This window comes from Xenorhabdus aichiensis (assembly GCF_028598775.1).
In the GTDB taxonomy this organism is placed as follows: domain Bacteria; phylum Pseudomonadota; class Gammaproteobacteria; order Enterobacterales; family Enterobacteriaceae; genus Xenorhabdus; species Xenorhabdus bovienii.
The window spans coordinates 76,866-97,729 of record NZ_JAQRFO010000015.1; the positions used below are offsets into that span (position 1 = coordinate 76,866).

Here is a 20,864-nt window from a genome sequence, read left to right on the forward strand (position 1 = left end):
TCGATAAAACAGCCCCTTAGCCGTTAAACTAAGCATTCTGCATGCTAAGTATCCAAACGAAAAAAAAGTTGCGAAAAATTGTTTGACTTATCAGGCAGGGAAAGTAATATGTGCGCCATCGCAGCGACGAAGAGCTTGAAGAAAAGCTTCTGAGTAAGATTCAGAAGTAAAGGTTCTTAAAGGTCACGAAGTGAAAACTTCAAAGTCGCAAGTTTTAAAGCGAATGGTGAGGTGGCCGAGAGGCTGAAGGCGCTCCCCTGCTAAGGGAGTATGTGGTTAAGAGCTGCATCGAGGGTTCGAATCCCTCCCTCACCGCCATTTTAAGAATGCATCCATAGCTCAGCTGGATAGAGTACTCGGCTACGAACCGAGCGGTCGGAGGTTCGAATCCTCCTGGATGCACCATCTTAATCACCGTAATTATTAGGTGTCCCAATTCTGAAAATTCAGGTAATCAGCAGCGCCTGACCAGAAATAGAAAACTGACAACGCATCCATAGCTCAGCTGGATAGAGTACTCGGCTACGAACCGAGCGGTCGGAGGTTCGAATCCTCCTGGATGCACCATATTCAATTCCATGATTTCATTATGGTATTTAGAACCTGGAAAGAAGGCAGCCAATAGTGCCTGACCAGAAATAGAAAACTGATAACGCATCCATAGCTCAGCTGGATAGAGTACTCGGCTACGAACCGAGCGGTCGGAGGTTCGAATCCTCCTGGATGCACCATATTAGCCCCTGCCTTGATAAGGTGGGGGCTTTTTTGTTTATCACCTTTCAGATATTACATTTCTTTTATCATCCGAACTCATAATTTATTCAATCGTATATCATCAGGATTATGTAATCAGCGACAATCTGACTTGTTTGATATAAAGTAAACGCTTAGTAATAATCTTTTTAAAACTCCACGGGAGGTCAAATTGATCCCGGACGTATCAAAAGCATTGTCATGGCTAGAGGCAAATCCCACCGTGTTGAACGGTATTTGTCGTGGTATTGAGCGTGAAACATTGCGTGTTACTCCAGACGGTCATTTAGCTATGACAGGGCATCCAGAACCACTTGGTGCTTCTTTAACGCATAAATGGATTACAACTGATTTTGCTGAATCTCTATTGGAGTTTATTACCCCCGTTGATAGCGACATAGAAAGAACGGTCGCTTTCCTTAAAGATTTACATCGTTACACTGCCCAGAACTTGGGTAATGAAAAAATGTGGCCTTTGAGTATGCCATGCTTTATTGACAAAGAGGAAAACATCACTCTGGCACAATATGGCACGTCCAATGTGGGGCGGTTTAAGACCTTATACCGTGAGGGATTGAAAAACCGTTACGGTGCATTGATGCAGACCATTTCTGGCGTACATTATAACTTCTCGTTGCCAATAAGTTTCTGGCAGGCATGGTTAGGCATCAAAGATGCAGAAAGTGGCAAGGAACAGATTTCAGATGGATATTTTCGTCTGATCCGTAATTATTATCGTTTTGGATGGGTGATCCCTTATTTATTTGGTGCATCACCCGCGATTTGTTCTTCGTTCTTACGTGGGCGAGAGACAGTACTCCCTTTTGAGGAAACTGAAAAAGGGACTTGTTACCTGCCTTATGCAACTTCGTTGAGAATGAGTGATTTGGGGTATACCAACAAATCACAAAGTGATCTGAATATCACCTTTAACAATCTCCATTCGTATGTAGAAGGTCTTAAAAAAGCCATTCATAAACCATCTACAGAGTTTGCGGCTTTGGGGAACAAAAAAGATGGCAAATATCTACAGCTTAACACCAATGTTCTTCAAATTGAGAATGAGCTGTATGCACCGATTCGCCCCAAACGTGTCACTCAAGAGAGCGAATCTCCTTCTGATGCCTTGCTGCGTGGCGGTGTAGAGTATATCGAAGTTCGTTCTCTGGATATTAATCCTTTCACGGCGATTGGCGTCAATGAAATTCAGATCCGCTTTCTTGATCTATTTTTGATATGGTGTGCTTTGGCTGATGCTCCTGAAATGAGTAGCAAGGAACTTGACTGTTGTCGTCAAAACTGGAACAAGGTCATTTTGGAAGGGCGTAAACCAGGGCTGAATATCGGTATTGGTTATGGTATTGAGCAGCAGCCACTTAAAACAGTTGGTCAAGAATTATTCAAAGACTTAGAACGTGTAGCTGAAGTCTTGGATACCTGTTCTGGAACACAATATCAATCAGCCTGCAAAGAGTTGGTTGGTATGTTTGAAGATCCATCATTGACATTTTCAGCCCGTGTACTGGGCAATATGAAAGCTCAAGGGATTGTTGGTTTTGGATTGGAATTGGCAACCAAGTATCATCGCGAACTGCTTGAAGAGCCGTATTCAATCCTGAGTGAAGAATGTTTTTCTGTTGAGCGTCACGCTTCGATAGAACGGCAAAAGAGCTTAGAGCAGCAAGACAGCATGGATTTTGAAGATTATCTAAAACTACATGCTGGGTATTAAAAAAAGAAAATGGCCACCAGTGGTGGCCGAAATAAAATCTCTTAGAGAATAGGGATGATAACAATTTTGCGCGTCTTCATATCTTATGACCAGCCGCAAATGAAAAGGTTTCATCTATTTGAAAAAATTTTCGTAAAAAATCTGATACCTCAGGAGGTATTATTATGCCTTTATTAGATAGTTTTACAGTTGACCATACTCGTATGGAGGCACCTGCTGTTAGAGTTGCCAAAACGATGAAAACACCTCATGGTGATACCATCACAGTATTTGATTTACGTTTTTGTGTTCCTAACAAAGAAGTGATGCCAGAAAAAGGGATTCATACCCTGGAACATCTGTTTGCGGGCTTTATGCGTAACCATTTGAATGGTGATGGTGTTGAGATTATCGATATCTCCCCAATGGGGTGCCGCACTGGTTTTTATATGAGCTTGATTGGTGAGCCAGCTGAATTGAGGGTAGCCGAGTCTTGGAAAGCAGCTATGGCTGATGTACTGAAGGTTAAAGATCAGAATCAGATCCCAGAATTGAACATTTATCAATGTGGTACTTATGAGATGCATTCTCTGCAAGAAGCGCAGGACATCGCTCGCCATATTCTTGATGCAGATGTTCGAGTTAACCTCAATGATGAGCTGGCGCTACCTGAAGAGATATTAGTTGAACTTCAAGTGTAGTATGGTTGAAGGGTGTGTAATGTGTTGAAAATATATATCTGATGTTTACACACGTTCTTTTTAGCCGTAAAAATCTTGTTAAAAACGGCTAGACCTACCTTATATTGACGGGGTTAGCTTATTTTTAGCTAACCCCGTATCAATTCTATTTTTTATTTGAAATAATAACTCATGTATAGATATATATCCGGAAATTTAGATTTTTAATATACGCAAATATCAAGCTGCATTTCTAAATGATTATTAAAAAATTGGTTGGTTTTTGTGTAACAATATGATTTATCATGAATTATTTGGATTCAGACAGGGCTATTAATAGAAATAGAACTTGAAATATATTAGAAAATATAGAAAAATTCAGAAGTATTTATCTTATTCCAATGATGATTATTCTTATTGTAATTTTTTCTTAATTTAATTATTTTTAATAAAAATTACTTATTTGAAAGTAATCCTCATTCTGAAAAGGTAAGTGTGAGTATGGAACTAATTGTGAACGCAGAGATAGAAGATAAATCTTATATTATGGAGTGAGGGGAAGGTTATATGCTAGGGTATTAATCCTTCCCCCTCTTAATGTTTCCTTCGTACACTAATAGTGATAATACTTACTTATTCAGAAAGTTTTGCTGCTTGATTAATAGGAGTCACTCTCACCTGTTTGATGACATTGCTGTGTACCGATAGAATTTCAAAATTATATTTATTAATCTGCACTTGAGCGTTCAATTCAGGAATTTCACCTAACTCTTCTAGAATCATGCCGTTCATTGTTCTTGGTCCATCCGCAGGCAATGCCCAGCCGAAGACTTTGTTTAATTCGCGGATATTAGCTGTACCATCAACTAGAACAGTACCATCACTCTGTGGCATTACTTCTTCTGCTAAAGTAGGGGACATAGAAGTAGTAAAATCACCGACAATTTCTTCCAAAATATCTTCGACTGTAACAAGCCCCTGAATATCGCCGTATTCGTCAACGATTAGGCCAGTTTTTTGCTTGTTGCGTTGGAAATTAACCAACTGAGTGTTCAGCGGGATGCTGACAGGAATAAAGTAGATCTTATCTGCGGCTTTAATCAGATTTCTTTTCGTAAACGCTTTTTTCTCCATCATGAGGCGATAGGCTTCACGTACACGCAACATGCCAATGGCATCATCGAGAGAATCGCGGTAAAGCACAATTCTGCCATGTGGTGAATGAGTCAATTGTCGTATCACTGACTTCCAGTCATCATTAATGTCAATACCGACAATCTCATTACGAGGCACCATGATGTCGCCAACAGTCACTTTCTCGAGATCTAATATTGAAATAAGCATATCTTGATTACGGCGTGAGAGATTGGTGTTTGACTCATTCACAATTGTGCGCAGTTCATCTTTGCTGACAGCATCATTGCGAATGTCAGAGGTTTTTATGCCTAGACAGCGCATAAGCAGTAAACTGATTTTATTAAATGCCCAGACAAGGGGAAGCATGACTTTTTCCAGTGGTCGTAGTAGTAAACTACTTGGAAATGCCACTTTTTCTGGGTAAAGCGCCGCGATGGTTTTGGGCATTACTTCAGCAAAAATTAGAATCACGAAAGTCAATATGCCAGTGGCGATGGCAACGCCTGCATCTTGATAAAGACGCATTCCCACAATAGTGGCAAGCGAAGAGGCCAGAATATTGATGAGGTTGTTACCGATAAGGATAAGACTGATCAGCCTGTCAGGACGACGCAGTAGTGATTCTACCCTCCGTGCAGGACGGCTACCTTGTTTTGCCAGATGGCGTAATCGATAACGGTTTATTGTCATCATGCTAGTTTCTGAGGCAGAAAAGTAGGCAGAAATGATGACCATGATGACAAGAACAATGATTAATGTGCTTGTTGAAACATTCTCCAAAGCAAAATTCCTTCCTAATATTTATACAGACTGGCTATAGTGATCCTTTGACCGTTAATAAACCATAATTTCCTGTAATAGCCTGCCACCAAAAAAGGCGAGTGTCAGGATAAACGCGCCAATCAGATTGAACCAAATGACACGCTTGCCGCGCCATCCTTCATGATAGTGCCCCCAGAGTAAGATAACGTAGATAAACCATGCAATGATAGATAAAACGGATTTGTGAATATTCTCTTTACCGAAAATATTATCCATGTACATGATGCCTGTACATAACGTCAATGTGAGTAAAATGACACCGACTTGGGTAATGTGAAACATTTTGCGTTCAATGGTCATCAGAGGGGGCATGCCAGAAGAAAAAGAGAATTTTTTCTTTTTAAGCAGATGATCCAACCAGCCAAGTTGTAGTGCATAAAGTGCAGCGATAAGTAAGGTGGCATACCCAAGGAGCGCTAACCCAATATGAATGAATAACTCGATACTGTCTTCCAGATGGGTAATGAATGCCCCTGGCACCATACTGGCCAGCATTAAATTTATCATGGAGAAACTGTAAACGATGGGTTGCAGAAACCATGCCCGACCACGGAAAGCCACGACAGTCATAATGGTGCTCATGAGTAAGCTGACAATCGAACCTAAATTTAACAACGTGAGATTTTGGCCGCTGCTGACATGAAAAATCTGATATTTCAATGCAATCGCATGATTAATCAAGGCCATAATAGAGAAAAGCAGAGCCAGCTTTTGATAACTGTTTTGTTGCCGCAATAAACCCGGCACAATGAGCGTCAGGCTAATGAGATAAGCAAGTAAAGCAATAATTGAAAATACCGGCATAACGTTTGTCGTTTTCGCAATAATGTTAGATTGAACTTAAAATTTAAGTATAACGCTAGCTGAGGTAGCCTCCAACCGTTGTTAATCATACTTGGTAATCTCTTTGCAGAGATTGCATCATCATCGTGTTATAATTCGCTAAATTTGCCTTACAGGTAGCCCCTTTTGTAGATATCTGAGCTGAGACAATGTTTGATAATTTAACTGACAGACTATCGCGCACATTGCGCAATATCAGTGGCCGCGGACGGCTGACTGAAGATAATATTAAAGATACGTTGCGTGAAGTTCGCATGGCTTTGCTCGAAGCAGATGTTGCATTGCCTGTCGTGCGTGATTTTATTTCACGAATCAAAGAGAATGCCGTAGGGCATGAAGTTAATAAAAGCCTGACTCCAGGACAGGAATTCGTCAAAATCGTTCAGAATGAACTGGTTAAGGCGATGGGAGAGGTAAACAGTGAGTTGAACCTTTCCGCACAGCCACCTGCTGTGGTTCTGATGGCGGGTTTGCAAGGCGCGGGTAAAACAACCAGCGTTGCAAAATTGGGCAAACTGCTCAAAGAAAAAAACAAGAAAAAAGTATTGGTCGTTTCTGTTGACGTATATCGTCCAGCAGCGATCAAACAGCTTGAAACACTATCTGAAGCTGTTGATATTGATTTTTTCCCTTCAGATCCGCAGGAAAAACCGGTTGATATCGCCAATAAAGCTATCCAGCATGCCAAACTGAAATTCTATGATGTGCTGTTGGTCGATACCGCAGGTCGTCTGCATGTTGATGAAGCAATGATGGACGAAATTAAAGCGGTTCATGCGGCCATCAACCCTGTTGAAACTCTGTTTGTTGTTGATGCAATGACTGGGCAGGATGCAGCAAATACGGCGAAGGCATTTAATGAAGCACTGCCGTTGACAGGGGTTGTTCTGACCAAAGTTGATGGTGATGCTCGTGGTGGTGCTGCGCTTTCCATTCGTCATATTACTGGCAAACCAATTAAATTCCTTGGCGTTGGTGAAAAAACGGATGCATTGGAGCCTTTCCATCCAGATCGCATTGCATCCCGTATTCTGGGTATGGGAGATGTGCTTTCATTGATTGAGGAAATTGAAAGCAAAGTTGACCGAACTCAAGCAGAGAAACTCGCATCAAAACTGAAAAAAGGTGATGGTTTTGATTTAAATGACTTCCTTGATCAGCTCAAGCAAATGCGCAATATGGGTGGAATGACCAGTATGTTGAGCAAAATGCCGGGCATGTCGCAGATCCCTGATGCCGTCAAATCCCAAATGGATGACAAGGTTCTGGTGAAAATGGAAGCCATTATCAATTCAATGACCCGTAAAGAGCGTGAAAAACCTGAGATTATCAAAGGCTCCCGCAAACGTCGTATTGCGGCAGGGTCTGGTACTCAGGTGCAGGATGTCAACCGTTTGCTGAAACAATTTGATGAAATGCAACGTATGATGAAAAAGATGAAGAAAGGTGGTCTAGCCAAAATGATGAAAGGCATGAAAGGCATGCTGCCACCTGGCTTTATGGGGCGATAATTAACAAAGTCGAGAAAGAAAGTGCTCTTTGGATTGCTTTTTGCGCCAAAGTGAGTAAAATTTTCGAGCTTTTTATATGAATAGCCGGACTTCATTCCTCGATGAAGTCTGGTTGTTTTGCTAACTAATGAGGATGTTATGGTAACAATTCGTTTAGCTCGTGGCGGCGCAAAAAAGCGTCCGTTTTATCAAGTAGTCGTGACTGATAGCCGTAATGCGCGTGATGGTCGTTTCATTGAGCGCGTTGGTTTCTTCAACCCTATCGCATCAGGGAAAGCAGAAGCTCTGCGTTTAGATCTGGACCGTATCGAACATTGGGTTGGTCTGGGTGCATCTGTGTCTGATCGTGTTTCTGCACTGATCAAAGATGCTAAAAAATCAGCTAAAGTAGCTGAAGCAGCTTAATCTGTCGCGGTGGCAACTATGAGCAAGCAAACTGGCCTGGAGCCGCCTGTTTATCCAATAGTGTTGGGGAAATTGGGCTCCGCATATGGCATTCGTGGTTGGCTCAGAGTGTTTTCTTCCACCGAACGTACCGAAGACATTTTTGAATATCAACCGTGGTTTATTCAGCGTTCAGGCCAGTGGCAACATGTTGAGCTGGAAACGTGGAAATACCACAATCAGGATCTGATCATCAAAATCAAAGATATTGATGATCGGGATGCTGCGAATTTATTCACCAACTGTGAAGTGGTGGTGGATTCTACCCAATTACCAGAACTGGAAACCGGTGATTATTACTGGAAAGACCTTATGGGTTGTCAGGTAATAAATATTGCGGGTTATAACCTTGGGACTATCAACGACATGATGGAAACAGGTTCTAACGATGTGATGGTAATAAAAGCAAACCTGAAAGATGCATTCGGTATCAAGGAACGGTTAGTTCCGTTTCTTGATGGGCAGGTTATCAAGAAAGTCGATCTCGCTACTAAAACTATTGAAGTAGATTGGGATCCTAGTTTTTAATCTCCGGTTAAAACGGTTTAAATGAGTGGGACGCTGTATGTGGATTGGGGTTATTAGCCTGTTTCCTGAAATGTTCCGCGCAATAACCGATTACGGGGTAACTGGTCGGGCTGTAAAAAATGGCCTGCTGAGTATTGAATGCTGGAGTCCTAGGGATTTTACCTACGATAGGCATCGTACCGTTGATGATCGTCCTTATGGCGGTGGTCCAGGCATGCTAATGATGGTGCAACCGTTACGGGAAGCCATCCATGCAGCCAAAGCAGCGGCAGGCGTTAATGCAAAGGTGATTTACCTTTCACCACAGGGGCGCAAACTCGATCAACAGGGAGTTTGTGAGCTGGCAGCAAATGAGAAATTGATTCTTGTTTGTGGCCGTTATGAAGGTATTGATGAGCGTGTCATCCAAACCGAAATTGACGAAGAATGGTCTATCGGGGATTACGTTCTCAGCGGGGGAGAACTTCCTGCAATGACGATGATTGACTCTATATCTCGGTTTATTCCGGGAGTATTGGGGCATCAGGCATCGGCAGAAGAAGACTCGTTTGCTGATGGATTATTGGATTGTCCACATTATACCCGCCCTGAGGTGTTGGATGGGATGGAAGTTCCCCCTGTTTTATTATCGGGAAACCATGCCGAAATTAATCGCTGGCGAATGAAACAATCGCTTGGCCGAACTTGGTTAAGAAGGCCCGAACTTCTAGAAAGCCTAGCTCTGACTGACGAGCAGAGGATGTTGCTGTCTGAATTCCAACAGGAATATCAGGATCAGGCAACGAGTTAATCCAGGCATATCCTGTGAAGGAATGTCTTTGATATATCAGTTTATCTAGGGTAAGAGAGTTATTATGAGCAACATTATTAAACAAATTGAACAAGAACAGATGAAGCAAGACGTACCTTCATTCCGTCCGGGTGACACCGTAGAAGTTAAGGTATGGGTCGTTGAAGGTTCTAAAAAGCGTCTGCAGACATTCGAGGGCGTGGTTATTGCAATTCGTAACCGTGGTCTGCATTCTGCATTCACTGTTCGTAAGATTTCTAACGGCGAAGGAGTTGAGCGTGTATTCCAGACTCACTCCCCTGTCGTAGACAGCATCAGTGTTAAACGTCGTGGTGCCGTTCGTAAAGCTAAACTGTATTACCTGCGTGAGCGTTCTGGTAAGGCGGCTCGTATTAAAGAGCGTCTTAACGCTAGATAATATGCTTTCGCTACATCCGAAAGTTATAGAGGCCTGCATATGCAGGCCTCTAATTATTTATTACAATGCACTATTTTTTCTATACGGTATTTTTTTGTAATTAAAACTCGTTTAAAAGTAGAGTCTTGCGATCGTGCCTGAACTCTCTTCTTTATACACTTCTTTTCCAAAAAACATTTCTTTGAAAAATTGATTTGGAAAAAAGAATTAATGACATATTCAGCACTACTATTGAGCCGATGATTTTGATTGAGATGGAACTTTATAATTTGTGATGAAGGCGAGCTGAACAGTATGGCATTCCTAAGAGCACGATAGCGAAAATAAAAAAAGATAGGTTAACATTGAATACATTAGCCAAAGCCAAAAATAAAGTGGTGGCTTTGAGAGCGGAACATCGATAATCCATTTGCAATTTGCAGAGTAAATGCATAACCGATTACCGCAAGAATGGTGAACATCGCATCTACAGGCAGCTTACCTGGTTTCAGTCCAAAAACAAATGTCAGTATAAAAAGTCTAATATCACTGATCAGTCCCAATTCCATGCCAGCATAATGTGTGTCTATCAATAATTATGTGATTATTATGGTAAATTTTAGCGTTATCATATCTATTTTTAATAAACGAATAAAAATTAATAATTTGAGGTATTTAAGCTATTTTATTTAGCTATTAATTATAAATATTATTTTATGGTTTTATATAAACATTAAAATCACATGTTAATTTTATTAAAATTTGTATATAAAAACAGGATTGAAATCTTGTTTTTACTGAATGATTTTTAAAAATATTTATCTTTTTAATAAAATATTTCAATTGTAAATGTAATTATTATTTTATTAAATATTAATATTTAAATTAACTAATATATTTTTTATGGAAATAAAAAACCAAAGGGATTGTTAATTCTATAGAGTCATCGATAGTATATTTACTCTTGTGTAAATAATAATTTACGGTAATTGGAAGTTATTTACACAATTGGATTGTATTCTTTACTATGCGTGGTATGTTGTCTGCCTGACACTTAAAAAAAAACTTAAACAGACAAAACAAGGCAGGCATAGAACATGATCATGCAAAAAGATGCACTTAATAACGTTCATATTCTTGGTGAACAGATTTTTATCACACCTGAGGAGCTGAAACAGAAATACCCATTGAGTCGCAACGATCTGCATGCCATCACAAATGCCCGTAATACCATCGCTGATATTATTCAGCACCGTGATCCTCGTTTGTTAGTGGTGTGTGGCCCCTGCTCAATTCATGATGTGGACGCCGCCCTCGATTATGCCCGTCGCCTGAAAGTACTTTCTACTGAATTAAGTGATTGCCTGTATATTGTTATGCGTGTCTATTTTGAAAAACCCCGTACGACGGTTGGTTGGAAAGGCTTAATCAGTGATCCCCATATGGATGGTTCGTTTGATATAGATACTGGGCTGCATATTGCCCGCGGTTTATTAATGAATTTAGTGAAAATGGGATTGCCACTGGCCAATGAAGCACTAGATCTTAATAATCCTCAATACTTGGGAGACCTATTCAGTTGGTCAGCGATCGGGGCGAGAACGACAGAATCACAAACTCACCGCGAAATGGCATCGGGATTGTCTGTCTCCGTTGGATTCAAAAATGGGACTGATGGCAATTTGAATACTGCAATTAACGCCATGAAAGCGGCTGCCATGCCACATTGCTTCATGGGAATAAATCAGTCAGGGCAAGTCTGTCTGCTACAAACCCAAGGTAACCCAAATGGGCATGTTATCCTGCGTGGTGGCACCGAACCGAATTATAGTTCTGAGCATGTTGCTGACTGCGAAAGCCAAATGATCAAGGCAGGTTTAACGCCATCGTTAATGATTGATTGCAGTCATGGTAATTCCAATAAAGATTTTCGTCGTCAGAGCATCGTAGTGGATTCCGTTGCTGAACAGATTATGTCTGGAAATCGATCTATCATTGGTATTATGTTGGAAAGCAACATTCACGAAGGAAATCAGCCCTCAGAACAGCCTCGTTCTGAGATGCAATATGGTGTTTCAGTGACTGACGCCTGTATTAACTGGCAAACCACGGAGCAGGTATTAAGAAAATTACACCAACAAATTGCCCCACGTTTTGCAAAACGTAACATGATGATGGAAAAAGCAGGATAATTGATATGGCAGCAAAATTATCACAATTGCGGGAACAAATTGATGAAGTAGACAAAGCATTATTGGCGTTACTGGCGAAGCGAATGCATTTAGTGACAGAAGTTGGAGAAATTAAGAGCCAACTGGGTTTGCCGATTTACGTACCAGAAAGGGAAGCGTCCATGTTGGCTTCCCGCCGCCAAGAAGCGGAAGTGATGGGAATTCCGCCAGACCTAATTGAAGATATTTTGCGGCGCATTATGCGAGAGTCCTACGTAAGTGAGAACGATAAAGGATTCAAAAAAATCAGTACCCATCTAATGCCAATAGTTATTATTGGTGGCTCAGGGAAAATGGGGAAACTGTTTAGTCGCTTGTTAACTTTATCTGGCTATGAAGTTCGGGTTCTTGAGTCGGGAGATTGGGATAAGGCCGAACATATACTGGCAGATGCAGGAATGGTAATTGTCAGTGTGCCGATTCATTTGACAGAAGAGGTTATCCGCCGTTTACCTCCTTTGCCGGAACAGTGTGTTTTGGTTGATTTGGCCTCTATTAAACAAAAGCCGTTAAAGGCGATGCTTGATGTGCATCAAGGCCCGGTTTTAGGGTTGCATCCTATGTTTGGACCCGATGTGGGCAGTTTTGCCAAACAGGTTGTCGTGTATTGTGATGGGCGTCAGCCCGAAGCATACCAATGGTTTTTGGAACAAATATCAGTATGGGGTGCGCGATTACATCAAATTAGTGCAGAGCAGCATGACAAAAATATGAGCTTCATTCAAGCGCTGCGTCATTTCACTACTTTTTCTTATGGTCGGCATCTTGCAAAAGAGGATATCGATTTACAGCAACTGATATCACTATCCTCACCAATCTATCGATTGGAGTTGGCTATGGTTGGTCGATTATTTGCCCAAGATCCTCAGTTATATGCCGATATCATTATGTCCAGTCCTGAAAATATTGAGCTGATCCGCCGTTATCACCAGAGTTTTGGACAGGCGATTGAAATACTGGAGAGTCAGGATAAGTCGGCTTTTATTGCGAGTTTTAACCAAGTGAATGAGTGGTTTGGTAATGAAGCCACTCGATTTATGAAAGAGAGTCAGTCTCTTTTGCAGCAGGCTAGTGATAGCCGGATATAGTGCATTTTGCATCGATACCAAATTGTGAAACCGGATGAAAACATCCGGTTTTCTATTTTAGCAGGGGTCGATAGAAATCACATTTTCTGAGGGATAACATCCCAAGACTTTCAAGAACCGGGTAATTTCTGACAATTCTTTAAGTGCCTGTTGCATTTTCATGGAGCGAATATTGGCTTGTACATCAATATAAAACATCTCTTCCCACGGTTTGCCGTTTATGGGACGCGATTCCAACTTACTCATTATAATATCGTGTTTTTTCAAGATAATAAGCGTATCGACCAGAGCACCAGCCTGCTGTCCTGTTGACATTATAAACGTGGTTTTGGCAGGAACCTGATTTGACACATCAATGGGTTTTTTGGCAACAACAATAAAGCGAGTACTATTATTTTGCTGATTTGCCAAATTGTTTTCCAAAACCCGTAATTTATAGAGTGCACCCCCTGCTTCACTCCCTAACGCTGCCACTTCTGGCGAGTTGAGCTCTGCCACTTTTTGCATGGCAGCAGCAGTACTTTCGCAATAGACAATCTTCCAATGAGGAAATTGATTGAGGTATTGGTTGCATTGCTGGAAAGGTTGAGAATGGCTATAAACTGTTTTTATTTTTGACGTATCAGTCTCGGTACCAATCAATAAACAGTGGTTTATTGGCAGGGTTATCTCCCCAACAAGGAATAATGAAGTCTGTTGTAATAAATCATAAACATCATTTATTGCTCCAGAACTGGTATTTTCGAGAGGCAGGATGCCATAATCTGCTTGACCAATCTCAACCAGCGAAAAAATATCTGGAAATTTATGACAACTGCATTCAACCAACTGATTGAAATGGCGCGCCGAAAATTGACGGGCTGCAATATGGGAATAGGAACCTTTTGGCCCTAGAAAAGTAATGCGTGCAGAGTCGTAAGGTGTCTGGTTCAGATGCTGTTGCAGCAACGCTTGCTGGGTTAATACTGAATCTTCAATGATCATCTGAAACAGGCGGGTAATATAGAACCCATCTAGACCATGAGTTTTGCCTTTATTAATTAACACATTAAGAAGTTCCCGTTCACGGTCTTTATCTCGGACAGGGCGATGTTCGAGAAGTTTAGTCTGCGCAATATCACAGGCTAATTGCCGGCGTTTCCCAAGCAGATCCAGCAAATCTGCATCAATACTGCTGATTTCTTCTCGTATATTAACTAAATTTCGTTCCATAGCATGTTCCTGACGTTTTTATTATGGATATAGATGATGGTCTGCAAAAAAAAACCTCCCATTGGTAGGGAGGTTTTTTGTTCGTCTTCTTATCCTTTTTAAAACGAAAAAACCTCCTCATGAGAAGGTAAAAAAGAAAAAGAAGAAAAACAGTTTGATAGCCATATCATTTATGAGTGTATTACTTTTTTATGGTGCCAATAATGTACTTTAATTAACTTATTTGGTGTGGAGTGTCAATAGAAAGGCTCTGTAGGGCAATAAAAACGCGCTCATTGAGCGCGTTAAATAAGGTTAAGCTGTGATTAAACTTCTACGTCAAAGTTGGAGTCTTTAACGCTGTGATCTGCACGGCGTGCTTCTCCCTTATGCTGCACTTTATTGAGTTGACGCTCTAATTTTGTCAGTAGTTCGTTGATGGCAGCGTACATATCCTCATGTTTTGCACTAGCAACTAATGTGTTGTTTGGTATACCTATTGTGGCATCAACCAAGAACCCCTGTGGTTCTTTTGTGAGTACGATATGTGGATTAATTAGGTTGACTTGCCATTTGTTCAACTTGTTTAGACGGTCTTCTACATGGCTACGAATTGCGGGGGTAATTTCCATTTGTTTGCTGGTGATGTTCACTAACATATAGTTACCTCGTTATGTTACTCCGTCTTCGATGGTTTCAGCATACCTTTCTTTGACGTAAAAAGAATGATCTAAATCACTTTTATTGGGCTGTTTTGACAGTGAGTAACAGAAGTGTGATTGGTGAAGAAGATATAGAGAATATTTATTGCTAAGAGGGGCGTTATGCATCATTATCGGTCAGTTATGGTATTATCAAGATGGTTGATAATCCTAAGAGACATTACGTCTAGGGGTTAGTTGCTGAAACTAATTAAAGCAGATTATAAGTCCATTAAGCGTAGTGCCGTAAAAAGGGCATTTGAACCATGAAAAATAACAGCAGCCGTAGCTGCTGTTGATGATGCTTTTTACTTTTCTTAAATCTTATACTGGGTTGGCCGCAATTAATTTTGCCACTTTATCTGCTTCAGCCATCAGACCCAATTTCTTATAGGAAGCTTCCATGTAAGGAAGTGCTTCTCGAGTCGCTTGAGTATCAGGATAATCCCGTAACATCTGTTCAACTCGACTGACAACGGCCACATAAGCGCTGCGTTTAGTGTAATATTTCACAACCGCAAGTTCATATTTGGCTAAACGTTCTTTGAGGAAGACTAAACGCTTGGCTGCATCGGATGTATACTGACTGTTAGGATAGCGGCTAACTAGCAGGTTGAAATCACGGAATGAGGCACGGGCATGTTCAGGATCTCGATCTGAACGATCTATGCCGAAAAAGCTTTGCAGAGTACTGTCATCCAAGGCTTGGGATATCAGAGCACGCAAATATATCACATAGTCGATATTCGGATGGGTTGGGTTCAGACGCATGAAACGGTCAATGGATGCGAGAGCCATTGGGAATTCTGCTGATTTGTAATAGGCATAGATCAAATCAAGCTGAGTCTGTTGGGAGTACGGTCCAAAAGGATAACGGTTATCAAGGGATTCCAATTGTTTGATAGCCCCTTTATAGTTACCTTCTTGCAGGTGTTTTTGCCCGGCTGAGTAAATTTGAGATTGCGGGATATCAGGAACAGCATCCTTATTGTTGGAGCATCCAGATAAAACCATACTCAATGTGGCTGCTGCCACCAGATATTTCATGCGAATCATCACGTGTTGATTATCCTCTGAGTGTTTTCTGGGAGACTATCCATAAAGTTCCCAGCAAAAGATAGAGCTACAATAGCACATTATTTTAAATGAAACGGCTTTGCCGTCAAAACTCAACGTAAAATACAGAATTTATATATGGCACAACAAATACGACTTAATGCAACAGTCGCTGAAACACAGCTCGGTCAACGTTTAGATCAGGCTTTGGCTGAATTGTTCTCTGATTATTCAAGATCCCGTATAAAAGAATGGATTTTAGATAATAAAGTTCAGGTTAATGGTAAATTGATCAATAAGCCAAAAGAAAAAGTACTGGGCGGTGAAGAAATTTCCATTGATGCCATCATTGAAGAAGATGCGCGTTGGGAGCCACAAGATATCGAGTTGAATATTGTCTATGAAGATGATGATATTCTAGTGATTAACAAACCGCGTGATTTGGTTGTACATCCTGGGGCAGGTAACCCTGATGGTACAGTACTGAATGCCTTGTTATACCGCTATCCTGCAATTGCAGATGTCCCTCGCGCTGGTATTGTACACCGTCTCGATAAAGACACGACCGGGCTGATGGTTGTCGCAAAAACCGTTCCAGCACAAACCCGTCTGGTGGAATCCCTGCAATTGCGTGAAATTACCCGTGAATATGAAGCGATCGCCTTGGGATGCATGACAGCAGGGGGAATGGTAGAAGAACCGATCTCCCGCCATCCGACAAAACGGACACACATGGCAGTGCATCCTATGGGAAAACCGGCAGTTACCCATTATCGGGTTATGGAACATTTCCGGGCACATACTCGTCTGCGCCTGCGCCTGGAAACTGGCAGGACACATCAGATCCGTGTCCATATGGCACATATTAAGCACCCTCTGGTTGGTGATCCTTTATACGGTGGTCGTCCTCGTCCGTTAAAAGGCGCTTCAGACGAATTTCGCGAAGTGATGCGCAACTTTGATCGTCAGGCATTACATGCCACCATGCTACGACTTTACCATCCCATTTCTGGTATTGAGATGGAATGGCATGCAGAATTACCGGATGATATGGTTAAACTGGTTGATGTGATGAAAGCGGATACTGAAACTTTCAAAGATGAGATGGACTGGTAGGTAAATGACCCCACTGATTTTTCCTGATTGGCCACAGCTTGATAATGTTGGCGCTTGCAGTACAACCCGCTTGGGTGGAGTAAGCCTACCGCCTTATGACAGTCTGAATCTGGGTAACCATGTTGGTGATGATTCGGAATGTGTGGAGCGGAACAGAAAACTGCTGGTTGAATATGCTCAGTTGCCACAACAACCTGTCTGGTTGGAGCAGGTACACGGAACTCGTGTCATCAATCTGGATGGCCAGCCAGCGAAAGATAATCAGGCTGATGCTGTTTACACGAATATGCCCGGGCAGGTTTGTGCTGTCATGACAGCTGATTGCCTGCCTGTTCTTTTCTACGCCATTGCGGGAGATGAAATTGCAGCGGCGCATGCGGGATGGCGTGGGTTATGTACAGGGGTTCTAGAAAATACCGTGTCTCGATTTAGCGCAAAACCTGAAATGATCCGCGCATGGTTAGGGCCAGCCATTGGCCCTGAAAAATTTGAGGTGGGCCGTGAAGTTATGGACGCGTTTGTTGTAACCAATCCTGAGCTAGAACAAGCCTTTACGCCTTATGGTAATAAATTTTTGGCAAATATCTATTTACTGGCTAAATTAAAGTTGCAGTCTATTGGTATAAATGAAGTATTTGGAGGGACTGCTTGTACTGCCACTGAGGAAAGAAACTTTTTCTCCTATCGCCGTGATGGTAACACTGGACGTATGGCAACTTTAATCTGGCTGAGATAATCGGTTTTATAGGACGATTTCTGGCGTATAGTGGCTAGTTTCCAATTAACTTTTCAGAGTACCTTGAATATTTAAGGAATGACCTTATCTAGTTTCCAGTAGCAAATTCTGACCAGTATTGGAGGTGTTATGCGTCTGGATCGTCTTACTAATAAATTCCAGCTTGCTCTCGCTGACGCCCAATCCCTTGCATTAGGGCGTGATAATCAATTCATCGAACCGACCCACTTGATGAGCGCATTGCTTAATCAAGAGGGTGGCTCTGTTCGTCCCTTACTGACATCGGCAGGGGTTGATACGAGTAGCATCAACAATCAACTTAACCAAGCCTTGGATCGATTACCGAAAGTAGAGGGTAATGGTGGTGATGTACAGGTATCCAATGAGCTGGGTCGTTATTTAAACCTGTGTGATAAACTTGCGCAAAAAGCAGGTGACAATTTTATTTCTTCTGAACTCTTTGTTCTGGCGGCAATAGAAGAACGTGGAACATTAAGTGACATACTTAAAGCTGTGGGAACAACCAAAGATAAAATCGCTAAGGCAATAGAACAGATGCGTGGTGGTGAGAAAGTGAGTGATCAAGGCGCTGAAGATCAGCGTCAGGCACTAAAAAAATACACAATCGATCTAACTGAACGCGCCGAACAGGGCAAATTAGATCCCGTGATTGGGCGCGATGACGAAATTCGCCGGACAATTCAGGTATTACAGCGTAGAACTAAAAATAACCCTGTTCTTATTGGTGAACCGGGTGTTGGGAAAACCGCCATAGTTGAAGGTCTGGCGCAGCGTATTATTAATGGTGAAGTCCCGGAGGGGCTGAAAAACAAACGCGTTCTGTCCCTTGATATGGGAACGCTAGTGGCGGGTGCGAAATACCGTGGTGAATTTGAAGAACGTTTGAAAGGTGTTTTGAACGATCTCGCCAAACAGGAAGGCTCAGTCATTCTGTTCATTGATGAATTGCATACGGTGGTAGGAGCAGGTAAGGCTGATGGCGCAATGGATGCCGGTAATATGCTTAAACCCGCCCTGGCTCGCGGTGAACTACACTGTGTTGGTGCGACGACACTGGATGAATATCGTCAGTACATTGAAAAAGATGCTGCTTTGGAACGTCGTTTCCAAAAGGTGTATGTTGCGGAGCCAACCGTTGAAGATACCATTGCTATCCTGCGTGGGCTTAAAGAACGCTATGAATTGCATCACCATGTACAAATTACTGATCCAGCAATCGTTGCTGCTGCGACATTGTCCCATCGCTATATTTCAGATCGTATGTTGCCAGACAAAGCCATCGATCTGATTGATGAAGCAGGAGCAAGTTTGCGTATGCAAATGGATTCTAAACCAGAAGCACTGGATCGTCTGGAGCGTCGGGTTATTCAATTAAAGCTGGAGCAGCAGGCACTGAAAAAAGAACCGGACGATGGCAGTAAAAAACGACTCGAAATGTTGAATATGGAGCTGGTGGAGAAAGAACGCGAATATTCTGAGCTGGAAGAAGAGTGGAAAGCCGAAAAGGCAGAGCTGATTGGCACTCAGAACATTAAAGCAGAATTAGAGAATACGCGCCTTGAATTAGAAAAAGCCCGTCGTAGTGGTGATCTAGCGAAGATGTCTGAAATCCAGTACGGAAGAATTCCAGAATTGGAAAAACGTTTGGCAATGGCAACAACGTTAGAAAGCCATCATATGAAACTGCTGCGTAACAAAGTGACCGATGCCGAAATTGCCGAAATTCTTGCTCGCTGGACGGGAATTCCTGTATCCAGAATGTTGGAGAGTGAAAAAGATAAACTTCTGCGCATGGAGTATGAATTACATAAACGTGTCATCGGGCAAAATGAGTCTGTTGAGGCTGTATCTAATGCAATTCGTCGTAGCCGTGCGGGATTATCCGATCCAAATCGTCCGATTGGTTCTTTTATGTTTTTGGGGCCGACGGGGGTAGGTAAAACCGAATTGTGCAAAGCGTTGGCCAATTTCCTATTCGACAGTGATGATGCGATGGTACGCCTAGACATGTCGGAATTTATGGAAAAACATACTGTTTCAAGATTGGTGGGGGCTCCTCCTGGATATGTTGGATATGAAGAGGGGGGGTATCTGACAGAAGCGGTGCGTCGTCGCCCTTATTCAGTGATTTTACTGGATGAGGTAGAAAAAGCTCACCCTGATGTTTTCAACATTCTGTTACAGGTATTGGATGATGGTCGTCTGACGGATGGACAGGGGAGAACGGTTGATTTTCGCAATACTGTTATAATTATGACCTCTAACCTAGGTTCAGATATGATTCAGGAACGTTTTGGCGCACTGGATTATGCGGGAATGAAAGATATAGTGATGGAAGTAGTTGGTCATCATTTCAGGCCTGAATTTATTAACCGTGTCGATGAAGTAGTCGTGTTCCATCCATTAGGAAAAGAACATCTGACATCCATTGCGAATATCCAATTACAACGTTTATACCATCGTTTGGAAGAGCGTGGCTATCAGGTCACGATGACATCGACGGCATTGGAGAAATTGAGTGACGCTGGTTTTGATCCTGTATATGGTGCTCGGCCATTAAAACGAGCCATCCAGCAAGAGATCGAAAACCCTTTGGCCCAGCAGATCCTTTCAGGCAAACTGATTCCCGGAAAATTGGTTACTTTAGATCTGGAAAACGACCACATAGTTGCAAAACAATGAGATTGTTTGCTTGGTCGATTTTCATAGATAGTCGTCTTTATATAGACAACTCTACATGTGAAATTTTCATGAGGTGATATAAAAAGGTATACCAGAAGTAAAAAGAGGTGGAAAAATCACCTCTTTTTTCATTTTTTAGTCTAACAAAGTACCAATTTGGCTTGCGTTGGAGGATAAATAATCGATTGAGAGTTTTTTTTAAAATAACTATTGCCAGTATTATAAAAGTCCCTATAATGCGCCACCACTGACCGACGCTGAGCGAAGACACGCCGCGGAGGCCAGCGAGAGAAAAGCGAAAATAAGCGCTTGACTCTCCGGGCAAAAAGCGTAAGATACGCAGCCCTGACTGACCCAAACCTTACGTTAAGTCAGTCCGCTCTTTAATAACTTAATCAGACAATCTGTGTGGGCACTCACAAGACA

17 protein-coding genes, 4 tRNA genes, 1 pseudogene and 1 other annotated feature are annotated in these 20,864 nt (G+C 42.0%); of the genes and pseudogenes, 16 read left to right on the top strand and 6 right to left on the bottom strand.

Annotated features, from left to right (window positions below; genetic code table 11):
- Positions 1-225 precede the first annotated feature (225 nt).
- The 6 genes from PSI22_RS09065 to luxS all read left to right on the top strand — a co-directional run bounded on the left by PSI22_RS09065 (position 226) and on the right by luxS (position 3,165).
- Positions 226-318 (top strand) — tRNA-Ser (locus PSI22_RS09065).
- A 10-nt stretch (positions 319-328) separates the two neighbouring features.
- Positions 329-405, top strand: a tRNA-Arg gene (locus PSI22_RS09070).
- A gap of 85 nt (positions 406-490) precedes the next feature.
- Positions 491-567, top strand: a tRNA-Arg gene (locus PSI22_RS09075).
- Positions 568-654: 87 nt separating this feature from the next.
- Positions 655-731 (top strand) — tRNA-Arg (locus tag PSI22_RS09080).
- Positions 732-925: 194 nt separating this feature from the next.
- Positions 926-2,485, top strand: coding sequence for a glutamate--cysteine ligase (gene gshA / locus PSI22_RS09085; protein ID WP_046337322.1), 1,560 nt, complete (start codon positions 926-928; stop codon positions 2,483-2,485).
- A 164-nt stretch (positions 2,486-2,649) separates the two neighbouring features.
- On the top strand, positions 2,650-3,165 hold the full coding sequence (luxS, locus tag PSI22_RS09090; protein WP_046337321.1) for an S-ribosylhomocysteine lyase: 516 nt from the start codon (positions 2,650-2,652) through the stop codon (positions 3,163-3,165).
- A 612-nt stretch (positions 3,166-3,777) separates the two neighbouring features.
- Here luxS and PSI22_RS09095 read toward each other — a convergent pair.
- Together PSI22_RS09095 and PSI22_RS09100 are read right to left on the bottom strand one after the other, a co-directional pair.
- The gene (locus PSI22_RS09095; protein ID WP_273579465.1) at positions 3,778-5,061 is read right to left on the bottom strand and encodes an HlyC/CorC family transporter; all 1,284 of its coding nucleotides are present in this window, start codon (positions 5,059-5,061) and stop codon (positions 3,778-3,780) included.
- A gap of 54 nt (positions 5,062-5,115) precedes the next feature.
- A complete protein-coding gene (locus PSI22_RS09100) occupies positions 5,116-5,907 on the bottom strand; it encodes a cytochrome C assembly family protein (protein WP_273579466.1) in 792 nt (263 codons plus the stop codon).
- A gap of 188 nt (positions 5,908-6,095) precedes the next feature.
- Between PSI22_RS09100 and ffh the strand changes: the two genes are divergently transcribed.
- The 5 genes from ffh to rplS all read left to right on the top strand — a co-directional run bounded on the left by ffh (position 6,096) and on the right by rplS (position 9,637).
- Positions 6,096-7,457, top strand: a complete 1,362-nt coding sequence (gene ffh / locus PSI22_RS09105) for a signal recognition particle protein (protein ID WP_273579467.1) — start codon at positions 6,096-6,098, stop codon at positions 7,455-7,457.
- A 138-nt stretch (positions 7,458-7,595) separates the two neighbouring features.
- A complete protein-coding gene (gene rpsP, locus PSI22_RS09110; RefSeq protein WP_038189537.1) occupies positions 7,596-7,862 on the top strand; it encodes a 30S ribosomal protein S16 in 267 nt (88 codons plus the stop codon).
- Positions 7,863-7,880: 18 nt separating this feature from the next.
- Positions 7,881-8,429, top strand: coding sequence for a ribosome maturation factor RimM (gene rimM, locus PSI22_RS09115; RefSeq protein WP_273579468.1), 549 nt, complete (start codon positions 7,881-7,883; stop codon positions 8,427-8,429).
- A 37-nt stretch (positions 8,430-8,466) separates the two neighbouring features.
- The gene (gene trmD, locus PSI22_RS09120) at positions 8,467-9,219 is read left to right on the top strand and encodes a tRNA (guanosine(37)-N1)-methyltransferase TrmD (RefSeq protein ID WP_038256640.1); all 753 of its coding nucleotides are present in this window, start codon (positions 8,467-8,469) and stop codon (positions 9,217-9,219) included.
- 64 nt (positions 9,220-9,283) lie between these two features.
- Entirely contained in the window at positions 9,284-9,637 is a 354-nt protein-coding gene (rplS, locus tag PSI22_RS09125; protein WP_012989636.1) for a 50S ribosomal protein L19, read from the top strand.
- A gap of 395 nt (positions 9,638-10,032) precedes the next feature.
- On the opposite strand, the pseudogene PSI22_RS09130 reads toward rplS, so the two are convergent.
- A pseudogene (locus PSI22_RS09130) lies at positions 10,033-10,209 on the bottom strand (anaerobic C4-dicarboxylate transporter family protein); the annotation flags it as partial.
- Positions 10,210-10,713: 504 nt separating this feature from the next.
- Here PSI22_RS09130 and PSI22_RS09135 point away from each other — a divergent pair.
- Together PSI22_RS09135 and tyrA are read left to right on the top strand one after the other, a co-directional pair.
- A complete protein-coding gene (locus PSI22_RS09135; RefSeq protein WP_273579469.1) occupies positions 10,714-11,808 on the top strand; it encodes a 3-deoxy-7-phosphoheptulonate synthase in 1,095 nt (364 codons plus the stop codon).
- A gap of 5 nt (positions 11,809-11,813) precedes the next feature.
- Positions 11,814-12,935, top strand: coding sequence for a bifunctional chorismate mutase/prephenate dehydrogenase (gene tyrA / locus PSI22_RS09140; protein ID WP_273579470.1), 1,122 nt, complete (start codon positions 11,814-11,816; stop codon positions 12,933-12,935).
- Between the two features lie 57 nt (positions 12,936-12,992).
- Here tyrA and pheA read toward each other — a convergent pair whose 3' ends face one another.
- From pheA to bamD, 3 genes are all read right to left on the bottom strand, one after another.
- Positions 12,993-14,147 carry a bifunctional chorismate mutase/prephenate dehydratase gene (gene pheA / locus PSI22_RS09145; RefSeq protein WP_273579471.1) on the bottom strand — a complete coding sequence of 385 codons (1,155 nt, stop codon included), beginning with the start codon at positions 14,145-14,147 and terminating at the stop codon, positions 12,993-12,995.
- A 45-nt stretch (positions 14,148-14,192) separates the two neighbouring features.
- Positions 14,193-14,313, bottom strand: a sequence feature (Phe leader region).
- Positions 14,314-14,452: 139 nt separating this feature from the next.
- On the bottom strand, positions 14,453-14,785 hold the full coding sequence (raiA, locus tag PSI22_RS09150; RefSeq protein ID WP_038192404.1) for a ribosome-associated translation inhibitor RaiA: 333 nt from the start codon (positions 14,783-14,785) through the stop codon (positions 14,453-14,455).
- 366 nt (positions 14,786-15,151) lie between these two features.
- Positions 15,152-15,874 (bottom strand): outer membrane protein assembly factor BamD, encoded by a 723-nt coding sequence (gene bamD / locus PSI22_RS09155; protein ID WP_172664731.1) that lies wholly within the window; start codon positions 15,872-15,874, stop codon positions 15,152-15,154.
- A 147-nt stretch (positions 15,875-16,021) separates the two neighbouring features.
- Between bamD and rluD the strand changes: the two genes are divergently transcribed.
- The 3 genes from rluD (at position 16,022) to clpB (ending at position 20,438) form a co-directional block, all read left to right on the top strand.
- Complete coding sequence (gene rluD, locus PSI22_RS09160) at positions 16,022-16,999, top strand: 23S rRNA pseudouridine(1911/1915/1917) synthase RluD (RefSeq protein ID WP_273579472.1); 978 nt, start codon at positions 16,022-16,024, stop codon at positions 16,997-16,999.
- A gap of 4 nt (positions 17,000-17,003) precedes the next feature.
- Positions 17,004-17,735, top strand: a complete 732-nt coding sequence (gene yfiH / locus PSI22_RS09165) for a purine nucleoside phosphorylase YfiH (RefSeq protein WP_273579473.1) — start codon at positions 17,004-17,006, stop codon at positions 17,733-17,735.
- A gap of 129 nt (positions 17,736-17,864) precedes the next feature.
- A complete protein-coding gene (gene clpB / locus PSI22_RS09170; protein ID WP_273579474.1) occupies positions 17,865-20,438 on the top strand; it encodes an ATP-dependent chaperone ClpB in 2,574 nt (857 codons plus the stop codon).
- Positions 20,439-20,864 lie beyond the last annotated feature (426 nt).